The sequence below is a fragment of the Lacihabitans sp. CCS-44 genome, from assembly GCF_024343735.1.
Taxonomy (GTDB): domain Bacteria; phylum Bacteroidota; class Bacteroidia; order Cytophagales; family Spirosomataceae; genus Leadbetterella.
Genome location: NZ_RJUE01000066.1, coordinates 132116 through 147320 on the forward strand (window position 1 = coordinate 132116; position 15205 = coordinate 147320).

Below are 15205 nucleotides of genomic sequence, written 5' to 3' on the forward strand. Positions count from 1 at the left end.
AAAAAATATTTTATTTACAAACTTACATTTACCTATCTTTGGAGTAAATTTTGTTGAAAAATCTGCAGATGCCGACAAGGACCTTTTTTTTACTAATTCTTGCCTTATTTTTTTCTTGTCAAAAAAATAGAGAATCCTCTTTCGATAGATTTCCTGAAGGCAAAACCAAAGAAAATATCAATAAAGAGGGTATTGATGTAAGGGACGAACAACTTCAACTTACTCTTTTTGCCTCCGAGCCCGACCTTTTCAATCCAACCAATATGGACATTGACCACAAAGGTAGAATCTGGATTTGCGAGGCTTATAACTACCGAAATGATGTAAATAATGTCCCCTACGATAAAAAAGGAGATAAAATTCTGATTTTAGAAGATTCAAACGGAGATGGAAAATCAGATAAAACCAAAATTTTTTACCAAGGCGAAGATATCAACTCAGCTCTTGGCATAACCGTTCTAGGCAATAAAACCATCGTTTCTTGTAGCCCAAATGTTTTTGTTTTTACCGATGAAAACGGTGACGATATTCCTGATAAAAAAGAAATCTTATTTAAAACAGTAGCAGGCTTACAAAGTGACCATGGCGTACATTCTTGTGTTTTTGGACCTGATGGTAAATTGTACTTCAATTTCGGAAACTTTGGAGAAGGTCTTTTGGATAAAAACAACCAACCCATCAAGGATATTTACGGAAGGGTAATTGGCCAAACGAAAGCCCCTTTTCAAGACGGCATGGCACTGAGATGTGATGTGGATGGTAAAAATTTCGAGGTTTTGGCCTGGAATTTTAGAAACAACTACGAGCTCTGTATCGATTCCTACGGCAGAATTTGGCAATCGGATAATGACGATGACGGAAAAAAAGCGAACCGAATAAACTACCTAATGCCGGGCGGCAATTATGGCTACAAAGATGAAATGACCGGAGCCGATTGGCGAGTAAACCGCACAAACTTGGAAGATTCAGTTTTCAATCAACACTGGCACCAAAACGACCCTGGGGTGATTCCAAATCTTAAAGTTACAGGGTACGGCTCACCCACAGGAATCTTTATTTACGAGGGTTCACTCCTTCCCGAAAAATACAGAAATACACTTTTTTTGGCTGACGCTGGCACCAACGATGTTTCGAGTTACGAAAGAATAAATGATGGAGCGGGTTATACCATAAAACAAAACTTGATTTTAGACGCCACCCAAAAAGACATGTGGTTTCGGCCGTCTGATATTTGTACAGCTCCCGACGGCTCCATTTTCGTGGCGGACTGGTATGATTCGGGCGTTGGTGGGCATTTTATTGGTGATTTAGAAAAAGGTAGAATCTACCGATTGTCAAGCAATAAGCCTGACTACAAAATACCAACTTACGATTTTAAATCTCTTTCATCTTGTGTAGAGGCCTTGCAGAATCCATCCAATTCTGTTAGATATTTGGCTTATACGACTTTGTCAAAAATGGGCAAAAAAGCAGAAAATGAACTTGTAAAATTATCAAAGTCCGCTAACCCAGTTTTTCAGGCACGAGCCTATTGGTTGCTTTCAAAAATAGACGAAAAGTATATTTTGGAAGCCAGTAAAAACGCCAACGAACAGGTAAGAGCAGCTGCTGTAAGAATGGCTCACAGAAAAAACAACAGCATTTTTCTGACTCAGATGGCTACAGACAATTCCTATCAAGTGAAACAGGCGGTAGGTTCGGCTATTTATAAAACTGAAAATCAATCGGCCTGGCTTAACCTGGCAAATAGCTATAAATCAGGTGATAAATGGTTTCTCGAGGCCATCGGGATTGGTGCTGATGGCCAATGGGATAAATACTTGGAGGCGTTTATGAAAGATAAAAACTGGATGAACGATGAGGCCGTCAAAGATATTATCTGGAGAAGTAGAGCAAAAAATACACCAGGATATCTTGCAGAAATTATCACTTCATCGAAAATCACAAATAGTAATAGATACTTTAGAGCATTTGATTTTCAGGAAAAAAATACTAAAAACAAGGCTCTTTTGAGCCTATTGAAAAACTCTAAATCGGAAGAACTTAGTTTACTGATATTCAAACATTTTGATGCAGAATCTATCGTAAAAGATGCTGAATTCAATGCCATTCTTCCTCATGTTCTTGACAATATCAAAAACGACACTGATTTTATAGACATCGTGTCGAAATATAATTTACGAAATCAAAGAACTAGGCTTGAAAACATAGTTTTGGAAAGCACAAATCAAGAGGTTTATGAAAAGGCGGCCTTGGTACTATCCCAACTTTTTGGTGTTATGCCACTTAAGGAAGCCATTTCAGCCAAACCACTTATTGAGGCAAAGGCCATAAATGCCATACAAAGAATCGGTTTGGTAGACAATGAAACCATCACCAAGCAATTGATTTTGATATTTTCGAACAAAAAATATCCATTCAAAATTAGGGAGGCCGCTGTATTGGCTATGGAAGGCTACCAAAGCGACGTCAAACTTTGGAATTTGGTAAAAATAAATAAAGTACCAAAAGAACTCATTCCTGCATCCAAAGTTGTGTTTACCAAAACCTTCCACAGCGACCTCAAAGTCCAATTTGAACAGAAATTTGGTAAACCTGATGAACCACAAATAATATTAAAAGTAGATTTCCTGAGTAAAAAAGGCAATGCAGCTAAAGGAAAAGAACTATTCGGAATGTATTGTGCCACCTGCCATGTAGTCAATGGAAACGGTATGGATTTTGGCCCAGCTTTGAGTCAAATTGGCAAAAAACTAACCAAAGAGAGTCTTTATAATGCCATCATCAACCCAAGTCAGGGCGTAAGTTTTGGCTATGAAGGCTACAATATTACACTTACCGACGGTTCTGCATTTCAAGGAATCATCACTAGCAAAACCAATGACGAATATCTGGTAAAAATGCCCGGCCAATCCCAAATTGTGCCCTATAAAAAGGCTCAAGTAAAGTCAGTAACTAAAATGGAAACCTCACTTATGCCTGCGTTTCCTTTGAAAGAAAGCGAATATTTAGATTTGATTGGGTATTTGGAGGGGCTGAAATGAGGTTTTGAATTATGCTTTCTATAAACCGACCTTACCACAAAACATTATTAGTTAACAGAAAAATTCGCCTTTTATCTTTTTCTGTTACAAGATTAAGACATCATTCATTATCATCTCATCTCCCCACTTTCGAAAATAAATAAAGTGTTTCTGTAGCAATTTGATTGCAACGCTCATCATACATTTTGGCTTCGTCTGCTGTATCATCGAAAGCTTTGGGATCTTCGTACTGTGTGGCAACACGCAAACTAGCTCCAAATACCACCGGACAAGCTTGGTCTGCACTGTTACAGGTCATTATGGCACAAAAATCATTTTGCGGATTTGAAGCATCATCATACTTTTTCGAAAAAGCTACAATCCCACTTTCATTCTCATCAAATTTAACATGATAAACGGGATTCTCACCTTCGGTGATTTTAAGAAGTTCAAAACCCACACGCTCCACAGCTGCCACAGACCTAGGATTAAAAGCCGTTGCCTCTGTGCCACCGGAGTAGGTTTTTACATTAGAAATGCCGTAATATGTTGCGGCTGTAGCTGCCCAGATTTGACCAAAATGGCTTCTGCGTGAATTGTGTGTACAAATATAAATCAATTTTGCATCTTCACCCAAAGCAACTTTCTGAGAAACAAAAACCGCAATTTGTTCCAACTCAGCCTTTCTCTTAGCTGCTATCAAATCGAAATTTTGCTCCGCAGTTTTTATATAATCAAATACCTCTTTATACATTCTCGCCAAATATTAAAATAGTGTTTCAAAAAAACAAAAATATATCGTAACATTACGATACGCAAATTTATTTTCTATCAAAACCATGTTAAAAACGCTAAGTCTTGTTTCATTGCTTTTTATCTGTACCAAAGCTTTTGGTCAAAATGTTAAAAATATAGGCTCCATGTATTCAATGGGCAAAGAAAACTTTGCACCACATATAAAACTGGATACAATTTCCAATAAAAAACATCTTTTCGGTATGGGACCTTATGGAAAAATGCAAGGGGAAATTAGCGTCTTTGATGGAAAACCTTTTTTCAGTTCGGTTGATGAAAAAGGCAGAGGTATAGTGTCAGCAAATTGGGCAATAGAATCTCCATTTTTTGTTTATGCCAATGTAACTAAATGGCAAAAGTATAAACTCAACTTAAGCTTCCAAAACTTAGATGAGCTTCAAAAAGCCATTGAAAACCTTGCAAAAGAAAAAGGGCATGTTACTGAGAACCCTTTCGTGATAAAAATAAAAGGAAATTTTGATCAACTTACTACCCACATTGTAATGCCCCGCTCTACGGAAATACCAGGTTATCAAGCAAATAAAAAGCAAGCTGATTATAATTTTGAGCAAATCGAAGGCGAAATTCTGGTTTTCTACTCTCAAAAACACCAAGGAGTTTATACCCACAAGGATAGCTTTATTCACGCCCATTTTTTGAGTAAAGACAAGAAAACGATGGGACATATTGACAAAATAAAGTCGAACGGCAAAGTGGAGATGAGCTTTTCTATAGAATAATGTGACCCTTGAGTATTTCCAACAAATACTTCAACTCTGAAATATTTTCGGTGTCATTTACATCATTTTCGGGGTTAAAATAAATGGCTCTCAAACCAGCATTTCTTGCTCCTTCGATATCGGCGATAAGGTTATCTCCTATCATAATGCTATTTTCCAATATTGCATTGGCCATTTGTAAGGCAAAATCAAAAATCGCTTTTTCTGGTTTCCTGGCTCCTGCAATATCGTTAGTAATGATTTGGTCGAAAAAATGATATATACCACCACTTTTCATTTTCCTAATCTGAATATCTTGGTAGCCATTGCTGATAATGTGCATTTTGTAACCTCTCTGAACCAAAACTTCCAAAGTATCAAAGGCATCGTCCATTAGGTGATGCTGATGTGGTAAAAGATCCAAAAGCATCTGATTGAGTTCTAAAGAAAACGACTCGTCAATTTCAATATCTAGGGCATAAAGTACTTTCTGAAATCTAAAAATTCGGAGATATTCATGGGTTATCAAACTCAAATCCAGCTGATTCCACATTGTAGAGTTTATGGTAGAGAACTTTTGAAAGAACGCATCAAAACCTATATTTTCAGGAAAAATGGCCAAATGTTGCTCATATATTTGCCTGATACAAATCTCGGAGTTTTTCTCAAAATCCCAAAGTGTGTGGTCGAGATCAAAAAACAAATGCCTGATTTCCAAATTATTATATTTTACATTTTTAAAGATTTGCAAAATAGAATAGAAAAATCAGGCACCAAAATAAAATCTATGAAATTAGGCAATCACCAAGCGTTCTACTGGTTCGTTTCCTACCAAATGCTTCTCAATAATTTCGTTCACGTCTTCAGGTGTAACAAAACCGTAAAAGACACCCTCAGGATAAACCACCACCGACGGTCCTTTACCACAAGTATCTAAACAACCCGCTCTTTGAGCTCTAATTTCAATATCTAATCCTTTCGCTTTCAAACCTTCTTTAAATGCATTCACCAACTCCATTCCTCGCTCACTTCCACAGCATTTTTTGGGAGCTTCCTTATCGTTTGTACAAACAAATACGTGTTTTGTATATTTCATTTTTCTAAAAGAGATCTTATTTTTTTTAACTATTCTCACTAACAACCCACTTCGGCTTCGCTCAGCGGCCGTTAACCCGCTTTGACTTCGCTAAGTGGCCGTAAACCAGTCTTTCAGTAACCAGTCCACTAATAACCAGTCCACCAGTAACTAATCCACTAATAACTACCTCACGAATTCCAAATTTCCCAAGATTTCTCTGCTTGATACACCAACATGTCGTAGCCATTGATAGTTTTGGCTCCATTTTCCTTTGATTTCTGCAAAAATTTTGTTTCTGAAGGATTATAAACCAAGTCGAAACAGAAATGTCCGCTTCCAATGTTCTCATAATCCAGATCTGGAAAAGTGCTAACGTTGGGATAAGTGCCAAGTGGTGTACAATTCACAATCAGCTTATATTCAGCCAATAGCTCATTTGCTTTCCTATAATTGATGGTATCATCTGAGGCTCTTCTTGAAACCAATTGATAGGGTATTCCCATATCTTCTAATGACACACATACTGCCTTGGCAGCTCCACCATTTCCCAAAACCAAAGCTTTCAATTTCCTAGTATCGCCCAAAAACTCCGCTAATGACTTGCTAAAACCATAATAATCAGAGTTATAACCCTTGAGTGTTTTATTTTCTTGGACCTTTAATACATTTACAGCTCCTATTCTTTGGGCATTCGGCTCAATGTCCGAAAGATGTGGTAGAACATTGAGCTTGTGAGGAATGGTTACATTAAAGCCTGTAATTCCCTCTGTTTTATTTATAATTTCTTTCAGCTCATCTATATGCTCTATTTCATATAAATCATACTGGTGTGTATCTGCAATGCCCAACTTTACAAATTTCTCTGTAAAATATTTTTTTGAAAAAGAGTGCGAAAGTGGGAAACCCAATAAACCAAATTTTTTCATGCTTTATTCAGAAATTTAACTTTGATGATACCCCAAAGCATTGGCAAAATGGATACGAATACAATTCCTAATACCACTTTTTCAAAATTTGCTTTTACCCACTCGTTATTTCCTAACAAGTAACCTATCATGCTGATGCTGGTAACCCATAGCACAGCACCTATCAAACAAAATAAGATGTATCTAGAATATTTCATACTGGCCGCACCTGCTACAAACGGAGCGATAGTACGTATAATAGGCATAAATCTGGCAATTATTACTGCTTTTGAACCATGTTTAGTGTAAAAATCTTCCGTTTGCGTAATGTATTCTCGTTTAAGAAAAAGTATTTTTTCTCTGGATTTTACGAAATCACTAAATCGCCTTCCTATAAAATAGTTGACATTGTCGCCCAAAAGTGCTGCTAAAATCAGCAATGGAATAACCACCGCCACGTCTAACTGACCTGTAGTGGCCGCCAACAGCCCCACCGCAAAAAGCAAGGAATCACCAGGCAGAAATGGCATCACTATTAAGCCCGTTTCTACAAAAATCACTAAAAAAAGTAAAGCATAAGTTAGCTTGTCATACTCTCGCAAGAATCCTTCCAGCGTCGTAAGTGGATCTTTTAAAAACTCCAACAAAAAATGTATCAATTCCATAAATTAGTCGTCTTGTCTGATGCGGTCGTCTTGATAATATCTGCCTAATTTGTACTTCTGTTTTACGTCATCTGTTAAGAAAGTGGCAAAAGTATCTCCTCTCAAGCCCAAACGGATGGTTTCCAGCGGAATGATTTCATTTGGAGCAATATTTCCAAGATTTACGTTGGTACCCACCAATTTCACAAAATACACTTGTTGCGATTTTTGTGGAGCTTCCCAAATGATATTTTCGGCAGAAATGGCATGTATTATTTCATCTACCAAGCCTTGTCTCACTTCACCTGAACTTCTGTAAAGGCCTATATTACCTCCTTCACGAGCTTCGCCGATTACTTTCCAAGCACCAGCTTCTAGTTCGGCCTTCATCATTTCTATCCATTTGTATGGAGCAAAAATCTTCTCGGCATCTTTAGAACCAACCTCCGAAAGCACTTTGCCTCTCTTAGCTAACTCTTTGATATAGTGGCATTTTTCGTCATGAGGCAAGGTAATAGAGCCATCAGAAACCTCAGCATGCTCCAAACCGAACTTGTCCAAAACACGCATATAATCTTCAAACTGACCACGTACTACGAATGCTTCGAAAAGAGTTCCTCCGAAATAAACTGGAATATTGGCAGCTTTATAAACGGCTAGTTTTTCATGTACATTAGGCGTAACAAAAGAAGTGGCCCAGCCTAGTTTTACTATATCAATGTAGTTTGATGAGATGCTCAGCATGTCTTCGGTCTCTCTGATACTCAAGCCTTTATCCATAACCATGGTAAGACCCTCATTTCGAGGTTGAACCGTACGCTCGGGCACTTGCGAAAGCGAGTAATTCATTTTTTCTGTATATTTTTATATTCTAAAATAAAATGCAAAAGTACAAAAATGCACCGTTGTATTTATTACTTACGACAATTTAATGACCTTTTAAACATAAAAACCGTGATTACACCATAGAATCACGGTTTTTTCCTATAATATAATTCCTTTTTAGTGGCCACCACCAGCCATCGGAATGTTACCAATCTCCACTTTATTGTCAGATTTTATAAGTAAAGTAGCTAGGGCAGAAATCAACAGTAAGACACCTGCAAAGGTTATTGCTTTTCCGGGATCATTGTTCAGGAAATTCTTTAAAATATATCCGAAAGACAGTGTTTGAATGAGCATCGGTATAACTATCATCATGTTTATTATACCCATATACACCCCATATCTTTCCTTTGGGATAGCACCCACCACAATCAAATACGGAATACCCATCATACTCGCCCAGCCTATACCAAAGCCCGTAATGGCTGGAAACAGCAAGTATTTATTCTCAATCATCGGGAAGGCCAAAAAGCCAATTCCGGCCAAAACCAAACAGAAGGCATGTACCATTTTTGGAGAATATTTTTTTGCAAAATAAACCAAACTAAAGGCTACCAAAAACATTACGATATTGTACCAACCATTTACCAATCCCGACCAACTCACGGCCTCGTTGTAAACCGGATTATCCTGATAAACATTGGTTTTCCAAACCGACTGGGCAATACTTTTGGCTGAATTTTGCCAATAACAAAACAAGGCATACCATTGAAAAAGATACACTAAGGCCAGTTGCCACATTACTTTGGGCATTTCCATGATTGCTTTTGGTATTTCTTTGAATGGGGTCAGAAGACTCAGCGGCGAAGATTTCATTTCGGCCAATTCTTCATCCGTCGGTGGTATTTCGGCAGTGGTTCGCATACTCCACCAAACCGAACCAACGGAACATATTGCCCCTAAAAAAAACGAAGCATATACCCAAGTGGGTAATGAGCCTTTTGTGCCAAGAAATATCATAGGAAAAACGAATATCGAGAGGTTCACCAGCGTTTGGCCCAATCCAGTAAAAAAGCTTTGAGCTTGAAAACCCGTTGGCTGCTGAGAAGAGTCAAGTTTATCAGCTATAAATGCTCTATATGGCTCCATAGCAGTGTTATTACCAACATCTAAAAGCCACAGAAGGCCGGCGGCCATCCAAAGCGAACTACTAAAAGGATATAGAAACAAAGCCAAGCTACACATAACGGCACCTATAAAAAAGTACGGTTTACGTCTACCAAACTTCGGCGACCAGGTTTTGTCAGACATAGCTCCTATGATGGGCTGTATCAAAAGACCGGTCATTGGTCCTGCAAGATTCAGAATCGGAATTTGGTCAGGACTGGCTCCAAGCATATCATAAATGGGATTCACTGCACTTTGTTGCAAGCCAAAGCTGTATTGTATGCCAAAAAAACCAACGTTCATGTTGATAATATTGGCAAAGGTCAATTTGGGTTTAAAGTTCATATTCATAGGTTCAAATGTTAGTATTTTTACAAAACAAATTAAAAAAATTATATTCTAGACTTTTATTTTGAATATTTATTAAAATTAAAATAACTAATATTGCGGTTTGGCAGGATTGGAATAATTTGGAGAATGAAGATTGGTGATGTAATTATATATTTTAGTATTTTAATATTTCTCTTCGCTGGAAGGAATGTTTGTGCCCAAAGTATTTCAAAAATAAACAAAATTGAAGTTACTGGCAACTCTAAAACAAAAGAAGGAATCATACTTAGAGAGTTAACTTTCAAGCTTGGCGATACATTATCGGCAGCTGAAATCGAAAAAGCAATTGAGAAAAGCAAACAAAATCTCACCAACACCAACCTGTTTTTAACCCTTTCGATTCTTTACAATACCGATGATCAGACTACGGACATTTTTATAGTGGTAAAAGAGAGATGGTACTTGGTAGTTTTACCAGAAGTATATTTAGCAGACAGAAGTTTTAACGAATGGTGGTATGAAAGAAATAGAGATCTTACCAGACTTACTTACGGTATAAGTGCAAAACACTTTAACTTAAGTGGAAACAATGACCAATTAAAGCTAAAAGCTATGGGTGGGTTTATTCCATATTTCGAACTTTCTTATGCTAAACCTTATATCGATAAACGCAAACGAATTGGTATACGAGCAGGCATATTTTATTCCACTCAAAGAACGATGGCTTTTCGTACTTGGAATGACAAACTTGATTTTTTTATTAGTGAGAAACAGATGAGAGAACGGAAAGGTGCCGTTTTTGAATTTAGACTTCGAAATGCTCTATATCATTTTCATTCTATAAACTTAAGCTATACAAATACTTCCTTAGCAGATACAATTATTAAGCTCAATCCTAATTACTTCGGAAAAAATACCACTAAACAAGAAGTTTTTAACTTTACTTACGAATATCGTTTTGACCATCGAGACAATAGGCAATACCCTCTTTCTGGAAAACTGCTGTATACCCAACTTAGCAATTTTTATGTCAGAGGTGGTTATAACCAAACAAATCTTTTCGGACTCTACTCATACTTTAGGCCTCTCCACAAATCGTTATTTTTTGAAAGTAGTGCAAGGATAAAGTTTTCTAGTCCCAGAAAACAATACTACCCGTTAATTACTGGATTAGGGTTTTCGAATAATCTAGTGAGGGGGTATGAACTATACGTAATAGATGGGCAGCACTACGGTTTATGGAAAAATACTTTGAAATACGAATTATTAAAAAAAGAATTCAATCTAAAAAAATTCATAAAACTTTCACAATTCAGCACATTACCTTTGGCCATATACCCCAATGCATATCTTGACTTTGGATACATCAAAAACTATTATCCAATTTATAGCAATTCTAAATTATCAAATAAATTACTAAAAGGTGGTGGTTTGGGACTTGATATTGTGACTTGGTACAATAGTAACGTCAAAATGTATTATTCGATAAACCAAATGGGAGAAAAAAAATTCTTCTTTGGTATTTCAAGAGATATTTAATAAATTTTTTTTTAAATACCTTTTTATTAGTACCTTAGCGTTCATTTTTCATACCAACCTTTACAAAAAAATTGAGCACATTAGCCTTAACTTACCCAAAAAAAAGAAGTACAAACTCTTCAATTAGTAAATTTGCAAACAAAATTTTCGATAATTCAGAAGGTATTTTTCGAGGATTTAAATTTGGACAAGATATCGATGATATAATCGCCAAAGAGAGATTTAAAGTATTTGAAAGAGAAAAAGACTACGTTGGAGTGTCCTTTACCAACTCCAAGATGGAAACCATTGATATCTTGTATTACAAAAACTCTTTCAATAAACTTGAAAAAATACAAGTAGACGTTTTCTTAAATACCGAACATGATAGCAATGAACTTTTTGACCATATCTTTCATCAAATATTTGAAAAGCAAGGGTTTCCCATTCCGATTAAACTTGGCTACTCTTGGAATAGACTAAACGAACCCAAAATATCACTCTCAAAAGTAAACAACAAAATAGAATACGGCGTATTGTTGATATTAGAAGCCTAGGCTCCGTTTTTTTCGAACAATAAGAAATATCTTTTGAAATGCTATTCGGAATTTCCTCTCAAATTCCTGACCTTTGCCATTTAATTTTTTCAGCAAAAAAACTAAATGGACGTAATAAGACTTCTTTCTGACTCAATAGCCAACCAAATAGCCGCGGGCGAGGTTGTGCAAAGACCTGCTTCGGTAGTGAAAGAACTCCTGGAAAACTCCATCGATGCAAAAGCAACCTCTATCCAACTTATCATAAAAGAGTCTGGCAAAATACTTATTCAGGTGATTGACAATGGTCAGGGCATGTCGCCAACAGACGCTCGTATGTGCTTTGAAAGGCACGCTACTTCAAAAATAAAAGAGTCTGCCGACTTATTTAATATCCGCACGATGGGCTTTCGGGGTGAAGCCCTGGCCTCTATTGCTGCTGTAGCTCAGGTAGAACTTAAAACAAAAAGGGTTGACGACGAACTTGCCACCATAATAAAAATTGAAGGCTCAGAAGTTAAGAGTCAAGAATTTACCCAAAGCCCCCAAGGAACAAATTTGGCCATTAAAAATCTTTTTTTCAATGTTCCTGCCAGACGAAATTTCCTAAAGAGCAATCCTGTAGAAATGAAACACATCATCGAAGAGTTTCAAAGAATTGCCCTCGCACACCCAGAGGTTCAGTTTTCGCTTTTTCACAACGAAATAGAAATCTATAACCTTCCCGAAGCCAAACTGAGCAAACGTATAGTAGATGTTCTAGACAAAAGCTACCGTGACCAGTTAGCCCAGTGCCAAATAGACTCCAGTTTTATAAAAATAAATGGTTACGTAGGCAATCCACAAACAGCAAAAAAAGCCCGAGGTGAACAGTATTTTTTTGTAAACAAGCGTTTTATAAAAAGTAGTTACTTGCACCATGCCGTTACTGGGGCGTTTGAGTCTACTATTCCTCAAGGTTCGCATCCTTTCTATGCACTTTTTATAGAAATTGACCCTAGCCATATCGACATAAATATACACCCAACTAAAACAGAGATAAAGTTTGATGATGAAAAAGCCATTTATGCTATTTTACGGTCAGCTGTAAAACAGGCCATTGGCGTGTATAATCTTACACCAAGTATTGATTTTGAGGCAGATATAAACATCGCCAACTTTATCAACCAGAAACCACCTTTGTCAAATTTCGATTCGCAAAATATCCGACCAGATGCCAGAGCGGCGATATCGAGTTTCGAAAGAGAGCCAAGAAGTTTGGGCGAAATAAATGAAAAAAATAACCGGGGCAACTGGGAAAAGTTATTTGAGGGTTTTGGTTCAAAAATAAATCACGATGAAGACGAAACCCAGCAAGTTATCTTTAGTAGCAAGGCCAACAGAGTGGAAGACTTGGTGCAATTGCCCAAAGATGGCAGCGACATCAACGCGATACAGGTTCATTTTCAATACATTATAACTCAGGTTAAAAGCGGTCTTATGCTTATTGATCAGCAACATGCCTATGAACGCATTTTCTACGAAAAATATCTCAAAGAAATTAACACCCACCCAAATGCCTCACAGCAACTTTTGTTCCCCAAAACGGTAACTTTAACCGCCATAGACTATGCAATGAGTTTCGAAATCATAGATATGATAAGAAACATCGGCTTCAACGTCGAAGAATTCGGGCAGAACACTTATCTCATCAACGGTGTGCCGAGCCAGTTTATGGACGAAGACGAGGGCGTGTTATTTAAAAGCATCATAGAACAATACAAAATCAACGAAAATAATCAGAAAGTCGACAAAAAAGAGGCTTTAGCTAAGACGTTGGCCAAACGAAATGCTAGTAAAATGGCCAAATCGTTATCAAAGTTGGAAATATCGAGCCTTATCAATCAACTTTTTGAAACATCCATGCCTTCTGTGAGCCCTGATGGCAAACCTGTGATGAGTATCCTAAGTTTAGAAAAAATAGCTAACTTGTTGCTGAATTGAACTATTTTGAACCAATTACTCACAAAAATTCTTTAAATATCAAAACCAAAAAATATGTTTGATAGAATAACACCGATGGTGAAAAACCTTTTGATAATAAATGTGGGAGTGCAGATTTTCTCTATGCTTTACTCCATTGACTTCATCCATCAATATTTTGCTTTTTTTAATCCCCTTTTACCCAACTCTCCAGAATTGCTCAATCCCCTTTTTAAACCTTGGCAGTTTATAAGTTATCAATTTTTGCATGGCGGCATTGGTCACCTTTTTAGTAATATGTTCGGTTTGTTTATATTTGGTTCGGCTCTCGAAACATTTATGGGTTCGAAGAAGTTTCTTATTTACTATTTAATATGTGGTGTGGGAGCGGCGGTTCTAAATTCAGCTTTGGATTTCTTTGAAATGTCAAATATGTCTGTAGATAGCATAGAATATTTAAGGCAAGCCCAGATTCCGATGGTGGGAGCTTCGGGAGCTATATTCGGAATCTTAATGGCCTTTGGGTTTCTTTTTCCTAATATAGAAATGATGCTTCTTTTTTTTCCGTTTCCCATTAAAGCCAAATATTTCGTTGCAATGTATGGTATTTATGAACTTGTACAGGGCACCGCAGGCTTACAATCAGGCATAGCACATTTTGCACATTTGGGTGGATTGCTCACTGGATTTATTTTATTGAAGTTTTTTGGCTTTTCGAATAGAAATTATTATTAAATTCGTGTTCGTTTTCGTTCAATACCATAGCTGATGAGAAGTGTATTTTCGGACATATTGAATGCTTTTAGGAAAAACAATAATCAAATCATTCAGTTGGTTTTGATTAACGCCTTTGTATTCTTGTCTATAGCACTTCTAAAATTCAGCTTTAGATTCTTTGCCGATCCAAATTTCTACGTCGAATTTGTTCAAAAAAACATTTATCTCAATTCTTCATTTTTAGAGCTAATCCGAAGGCCTTGGACTCTGCTTATGTTTCCTTTCACCAACGCTAGTATATTGGATGTTTTATTTAATGGGTTGGCTTTGTTTTGGTTTGGAAGTATCTTAGTTGATTTTCTTGGAGGCCGAAAAACAATAATAATTTACATCACTGGAGCCATTTTCTCAGTATTCTTTTATTTAGGAATTTGGACAGTATTGAATATTTTAAACCGAAATACAGCTAACCCATCAGTGCTTTATGGGGCCTCTGCTGGCATATATGCTGTAATGTTTGCAGCTGTGGCCCTGCTCCCTGAATACGAGCTCATGTTTTTTAGATTTTTTATTAAACTTAGAATTGTAGCCATAGTATTCTTGGTACTCTCACTGTTGCTCAACCCCCATGCTGGAGTTTTAAACTTAGGAGCTGCTACTTTCGGATATCTTCAGGTTAAATTTCTCAGAACTGGCCTTAACATTACGCAACCGATTGAAAACTTCTTTGTTTGGGTTTCCAAACTTAAGCAACCTCAAAAGAAAGTGATTATAAAAAAATATAGTTCAGTTGGAGAATATAGTAGTAGACATTTCTTTGATGATACGAATGTTCCTAATCAGGAAGAAGTAGACTTTCTTTTAGATAAAATAAACAAAGGTGGTGGCTATGAGAGCCTTACCAAAGAAGAAAAAAACAGATTGTACAAGGCCAGTCAGCGAAAAGACTAGTCAATGGAAACAAATAAAACATTTTGGCTTTGCAG

General features: G+C 36.9%; 14 protein-coding genes. 7 read left to right on the forward strand and 7 right to left on the reverse strand.

Going from position 1 to position 15205, the window contains the following annotated elements; genetic code table 11:
• The first annotated feature begins 68 nt into the window (after positions 1 to 68).
• A complete protein-coding gene (locus EGI26_RS20540) occupies positions 69 to 3044 on the forward strand; it encodes a PVC-type heme-binding CxxCH protein (RefSeq protein ID WP_255080953.1) in 2976 nt (991 codons plus the stop codon).
• A 115-nt stretch (positions 3045 to 3159) separates the two neighbouring features.
• On the opposite strand, the gene EGI26_RS20545 is transcribed toward EGI26_RS20540, so the two are convergent.
• Positions 3160 to 3777 (reverse strand): protein-tyrosine-phosphatase, encoded by a 618-nt coding sequence (locus EGI26_RS20545; RefSeq protein ID WP_255080954.1) that lies wholly within the window; start codon positions 3775 to 3777, stop codon positions 3160 to 3162.
• Between the two features lie 85 nt (positions 3778 to 3862).
• Here EGI26_RS20545 and EGI26_RS20550 point away from each other — a divergent pair, with 85 nt between their 5' ends.
• A complete protein-coding gene (locus EGI26_RS20550) occupies positions 3863 to 4558 on the forward strand; it encodes an acetolactate decarboxylase (RefSeq protein WP_255080955.1) in 696 nt (231 codons plus the stop codon).
• On the opposite strand, the gene EGI26_RS20555 is transcribed toward EGI26_RS20550, so the two are convergent.
• From EGI26_RS20555 to EGI26_RS20580, 6 genes are all read right to left on the reverse strand, one after another.
• Entirely contained in the window at positions 4548 to 5255 is a 708-nt protein-coding gene (locus EGI26_RS20555; RefSeq protein WP_255080956.1) for a YjjG family noncanonical pyrimidine nucleotidase, read from the reverse strand. The two genes, EGI26_RS20550 and EGI26_RS20555, sit on opposite strands and share 11 nt — an antisense overlap.
• Before the next feature lie 75 nt (positions 5256 to 5330).
• The gene (locus EGI26_RS20560) at positions 5331 to 5633 is read right to left on the reverse strand and encodes a ferredoxin (protein WP_255080957.1); all 303 of its coding nucleotides are present in this window, start codon (positions 5631 to 5633) and stop codon (positions 5331 to 5333) included.
• A gap of 170 nt (positions 5634 to 5803) precedes the next feature.
• The gene (locus tag EGI26_RS20565) at positions 5804 to 6541 is read right to left on the reverse strand and encodes a shikimate dehydrogenase (protein WP_255080958.1); all 738 of its coding nucleotides are present in this window, start codon (positions 6539 to 6541) and stop codon (positions 5804 to 5806) included.
• The gene (locus EGI26_RS20570; RefSeq protein ID WP_255080959.1) at positions 6538 to 7185 is read right to left on the reverse strand and encodes a VTT domain-containing protein; all 648 of its coding nucleotides are present in this window, start codon (positions 7183 to 7185) and stop codon (positions 6538 to 6540) included. The genes EGI26_RS20565 and EGI26_RS20570 overlap by 4 nt, the downstream gene beginning before the upstream one ends.
• 3 nt (positions 7186 to 7188) lie before the next feature.
• Complete coding sequence (locus EGI26_RS20575; protein ID WP_255080960.1) at positions 7189 to 8013, reverse strand: phosphosulfolactate synthase; 825 nt, start codon at positions 8011 to 8013, stop codon at positions 7189 to 7191.
• A gap of 153 nt (positions 8014 to 8166) precedes the next feature.
• Positions 8167 to 9501, reverse strand: a complete 1335-nt coding sequence (locus EGI26_RS20580; protein ID WP_255080961.1) for an MFS transporter — start codon at positions 9499 to 9501, stop codon at positions 8167 to 8169.
• 132 nt (positions 9502 to 9633) lie between these two features.
• Here EGI26_RS20580 and EGI26_RS20585 point away from each other — a divergent pair, with 132 nt between their 5' ends.
• The 5 genes from EGI26_RS20585 to EGI26_RS20605 all read left to right on the forward strand — a co-directional run bounded on the left by EGI26_RS20585 (position 9634) and on the right by EGI26_RS20605 (position 15170).
• Positions 9634 to 11025, forward strand: coding sequence for a POTRA domain-containing protein (locus EGI26_RS20585; protein ID WP_255080962.1), 1392 nt, complete (start codon positions 9634 to 9636; stop codon positions 11023 to 11025).
• Between the two features lie 71 nt (positions 11026 to 11096).
• Positions 11097 to 11561 carry a hypothetical protein gene (locus EGI26_RS20590; RefSeq protein WP_255080963.1) on the forward strand — a complete coding sequence of 155 codons (465 nt, stop codon included), beginning with the start codon at positions 11097 to 11099 and terminating at the stop codon, positions 11559 to 11561.
• Positions 11562 to 11666: 105 nt separating this feature from the next.
• Entirely contained in the window at positions 11667 to 13523 is a 1857-nt protein-coding gene (gene mutL / locus EGI26_RS20595) for a DNA mismatch repair endonuclease MutL (protein WP_255080964.1), read from the forward strand.
• A gap of 54 nt (positions 13524 to 13577) precedes the next feature.
• The gene (locus EGI26_RS20600; RefSeq protein WP_255080965.1) at positions 13578 to 14237 is read left to right on the forward strand and encodes a rhomboid family intramembrane serine protease; all 660 of its coding nucleotides are present in this window, start codon (positions 13578 to 13580) and stop codon (positions 14235 to 14237) included.
• 33 nt (positions 14238 to 14270) lie between these two features.
• Positions 14271 to 15170, forward strand: a complete 900-nt coding sequence (locus EGI26_RS20605; protein WP_255080966.1) for a rhomboid family intramembrane serine protease — start codon at positions 14271 to 14273, stop codon at positions 15168 to 15170.
• The last annotated feature ends 35 nt before the right edge of the window (positions 15171 to 15205 follow it).